The following is a 3866-nucleotide window of genomic DNA, read 5'->3' on the forward strand; positions in this document are numbered from 1 at the left end:
GTGGGGGTGTCGGGGGTCGGGATGTCCTCGGCGGCCGGGACGCCGGAGGCGTCGACGGGCTTCAACTCGTACGTGATCGCCTCCGTGTTGGCGGCGAAGTCGCAGTTCGGGCAGTCGGCGAAGGTGTCCTCGCCGGCCTCGGCCGGGGCGAGGAACTCCTCGGACTTGGAGCCGCCCATCGCGCCGGCGGTGGCGGCGCAGATGCGGTAGTCGAGGCCGAGGCGCGCGAAGATCTTCTGGTAGGCCTCGCGGTGCAGGGCGTAGGACCGGGCGAGGCCCTCGTCCTCGGTGTCGAAGGAGTAGGAGTCCTTCATCAGGAACTCGCGGCCGCGCAGGATGCCCGCGCGGGGCCGGGCCTCGTCGCGGTACTTGTTCTGGATCTGGTAGAGGATCACCGGCAGGTCCTTGTAGGAGGACGCCTGGTCCTTCACCAGCAGGGTGAAGATCTCCTCGTGGGTGGGACCGAGGAGGTAGTCGCCGCCCCTGCGGTCCTGGAGACGGAACAGCTCGGGGCCGTACTCGTCCCAGCGGCCGGTGGCGTCGTACGGCTCACGCGGCAGGATGGCGGGGAGCAGCACCTCCTGGGCGCCGATCGCGTCCATCTCCTCGCGGACGATGCGCTCTACATTGGAGAGGACCCGCTTGCCGAGCGGCAGCCAGCTCCAGATGCCGGCGGCGGTACGGCGGACGTACCCGGCGCGGACGAGGAGTTTGTGGCTGAGGACCTCGGCGTCCGCCGGGTCGTCGCGCAACGTCTTCGCCATCAACTGGGACATGCGCTGGACCGGTACGTTCGCCATGGTTTAGCTCCTGCTACGTGTGGGTGATGGCAGGAGGTTATCCGGGGGGTACGGGGCGGTGGAAATCGGTTAGCGGCGCAGCAGCGGGAGCGGGGCGCCCATCACGGCGTACGGCTTGGGGGCGCTGGGGAAGAGGACCTGGCGGGCCAGGTCCTGGTAGCCGAGGGAGCGGTAGAGGGCGCGGGCGGGGCTCTCGGTGTCGATCGCGGAGAGGATCGAGCGGGGTTCGGCGGCGCCGTCGGTGATGGTGGTGATCAGGGTGCGTCCGATGCCGCGGCTCTGGTGGGCGGGGTGGACGTGCAGTTCGGTGATCACGAAGGAGTCGTCGAGCCAGTGGTCGTGGTGGTTCGCTCTGAGGTACGGCTCCACGACGGTGGACCACCAGTGGGTGCGGTCGTTGGGCATGCCGTAGACGAAACCCACGAGGTTGCCGTCGGCCGTGGCGCCGAGGGCCCTTGCCCCCGGGTAGGTCATGTGGCGGAGGACGATCTGGCGGCGGACTGCGACTTCGTCGGCGCCGAGGCCGAAGGCTACGGCTTGGACGGCCAGGGCCTCGTCGACGTGGGCGTGGAGGTCGAGTGGGCCGATCACGAGGTCCATGGCGGGGAGCCTACAGGGGGGTTTCGGTTGTCGTACGGGTGCGGGCCGCATGTGGATGCTCGCGCCCACGCGGCGGAGCCGCCTATCGACAACAGCCCCGCGCCCTTGGGGCGTTTCAGAACAGCACGCTCATGAAGGCGCCGACCTCCTGGAAGCCCACTCTCGTGTACGTCCGCCTGGCCGCCGTGTTGAAGTCGTTCACGTAGAGGCTGGCCACCGGGGCGACGTCGGCCAGGGCGTAGCGCAGCACGGCTGCCATGCCGGGGGCCGCCAGGCCCGTGCCCCGGTACTCGGGGGCGACCCACACGCCCTGGATCTGGCAGGCGCGGTCCGTCGCGGCGCCGATCTCGGCCTTGAAGACGACCTTGCCGTCCGCGTCGAAGCGGGCGAAGGCGCGGCCGGAGCCGACGAGTTCGGCGACGCGGGCCTGGTAGAGCAGGCCCCCGTCGCCCGCCAGCGGGGAGATCCCGACCTCCTCGGTGAACATCGCCACACACGCCGGCATGAGCGTTTCCATCTCGTCCTTGCGGACGCGGCGGACGTAGGGGTCCGGGGCGATGCCGGCCGGCAGGCTGTCGGAGACCATGAGCGGCTGCCGGCGGCGGACGTCGCGGGCCGGGCCCCACTGGGGTTCCAGCAGCCGCCACAGGTCGGCGGTGGACCCGGCGGGCCCGACGATGGAGGAGCAGCGGCGGCCGGACCGGCGGGCCCGGTCGGCGAAGGCGCGGACGGCGCGCGGGGTGGCACAGATCGGGACCAGGTTGGCGCCCGCGTAGCACAAGGACGTCAGCATGCCGTCCTCGTACCAGCCCCACATCTCGCCGCCGAGCCGCCACGGGTCGAGGCCGGCGATCTGCACCCTGGACGTCACAAAGGCGTTGGCGACCGGCTCACGGTTGAGCACGGCGAGCGCGGCGTCCAGGTCGCTCGGTTCGAGGACCCGTGAGGTGGTCTGCGTCAACAAGTGCGGGGCCTCACACACTGGGGTCGGCTTGGTCTCCGCACTATAGCTGCGCTGCTTGGGCGGGGCGCCCCGGAGCTCGGGAGCGACGGTTTGCCGACGGGTGCGGGTGCCTTGTGGCTTGTCGCGCCCACGCGGCGGAGCCGCATATCGACAACAGCCCCGCGCCCCCAAGAGAAGCCCGACCCGGCCGGCGGCATGGAAAGGATCAGCCCGCGACCGCTACCGACGGCTCGCCCGAGATCACGCCGTCCGCCTCCATCTGTTCGGCCAGCTTCATGGCCTCCTCGATGAGGGTTTCCACGATCTTGGACTCGGGGACCGTCTTGATGACCTCGCCCTTGACGAAGATCTGGCCCTTGCCGTTGCCGGAGGCGACGCCGAGGTCGGCCTCGCGGGCCTCGCCGGGGCCGTTGACGACGCAGCCCATGACGGCGACGCGGAGGGGGACCTCCATGCCGGTCAGGCCTGCCGTGACCTCTTCGGCCAGCTTGTAGACGTCGACCTGGGCGCGGCCGCAGGACGGGCAGGAGACGATCTCCAGGCCGCGCTGCCTGAGGTTCAGGGACTCCAGGATCTGGTTGCCGACCTTGACCTCCTCGACCGGCGGGGCCGACAGGGAGACGCGGATCGTGTCACCGATGCCCTGGGAGAGCAGCGCGCCGAAGGCCACGGCCGACTTGATCGTGCCCTGGAAGGCCGGGCCCGCCTCCGTCACGCCGAGGTGCAGCGGGTAGTCGCACTGGGCCGCGAGCTGGCGGTACGCCTCGACCATCACGACCGGGTCGTTGTGCTTGACCGAGATCTTGATGTCCCGGAAGTCGTGCTCCTCGAAGAGGGAGGCCTCCCACAGGGCGGACTCGGCCAGCGCCTCGGGGGTCGCCTTGCCGTACTTCTGGAGGAGGCGCCGGTCCAGCGAGCCCGCGTTGACGCCGATCCGGATCGGGGTGCCGTGGTCCTTGGCGGCCCGCGCGATCTCCTTGACCTTGTCGTCGAACTGCTTGATGTTGCCGGGGTTGACGCGGACGGCCGCGCAGCCCGCCTCGATCGCGGCGAAGACGTACTTCGGCTGGAAGTGGATGTCCGCGATGACCGGGATCTGCGACTTGCGGGCGATGGTCGACAGGGCGTCGGCGTCGTCCTGCGTCGGGCAGGCGACGCGGACGATCTGACAGCCGGAGGCGGTCAGCTCGGCGATCTGCTGGAGGGTCGAGCCGATGTCGGACGTACGCGTCGTCGTCATCGACTGCACCGAGACGGGGGCGTCTCCGCCGACCGCCACGGCCCCGACCTGGATCTGGCGGCTCTTCCGGCGCTCGGCGAGCCTGGTCGGTACGGACGGCATGCCGAGAGAAATCGCAGTCATCTGCTGTGCAACCCCAAGTCGTGGATCAAGGTCCGGTCCCGTGAGCAGCGGGCTCCGAGCTTCGAGATTACGGCACATGGCCGGGGCCGGGCACATCCCACCCGCATCGCCACCCCATGGGGGGCGGCCCGGCACGAAG

The 3866-nt window shown here is 70.4% G+C and carries 4 protein-coding genes; all 4 read right to left on the minus strand.

Annotated features, from left to right (window positions below):
* On the minus strand, nucleotides 1-800 hold an 800-nt coding region (gene proS, locus ACFTZL_RS42400; RefSeq protein ID WP_382595209.1), incomplete at its 3' end, for a proline--tRNA ligase.
* A gap of 69 nt (nucleotides 801-869) precedes the next feature.
* Nucleotides 870-1400: a GNAT family N-acetyltransferase gene (locus ACFTZL_RS42405; RefSeq protein WP_382595212.1), complete on the minus strand. Its 531-nt coding sequence runs from the start codon at nucleotides 1398-1400 to the stop codon at nucleotides 870-872.
* A gap of 115 nt (nucleotides 1401-1515) precedes the next feature.
* On the minus strand, nucleotides 1516-2364 hold the full coding sequence (locus tag ACFTZL_RS42410; protein ID WP_382595215.1) for a GNAT family N-acetyltransferase: 849 nt from the start codon (nucleotides 2362-2364) through the stop codon (nucleotides 1516-1518).
* A 205-nt stretch (nucleotides 2365-2569) separates the two neighbouring features.
* Nucleotides 2570-3727 (minus strand): flavodoxin-dependent (E)-4-hydroxy-3-methylbut-2-enyl-diphosphate synthase, encoded by a 1158-nt coding sequence (gene ispG / locus ACFTZL_RS42415; protein ID WP_382595218.1) that lies wholly within the window; start codon nucleotides 3725-3727, stop codon nucleotides 2570-2572.
* Nucleotides 3728-3866 lie beyond the last annotated feature (139 nt).

The sequence above is a fragment of the Streptomyces sp. NPDC056948 genome, assembly GCF_042674225.1.
GTDB lineage: Bacteria > Actinomycetota > Actinomycetes > Streptomycetales > Streptomycetaceae > Streptomyces > Streptomyces purpurascens.

Excerpts from the sequence above, each read along its gene's own strand:
- ispG (WP_382595218.1), bottom strand. The coding sequence starts at position 3,727 with ATGACTGCGATTTCTCTCGGCATGCCGTCCGTACCGACCAGGCTCGCC.
- ACFTZL_RS42405 (WP_382595212.1), bottom strand. The coding sequence starts at position 1,400 with ATGGACCTCGTGATCGGCCCACTCGACCTCCACGCCCACGTCGACGAG.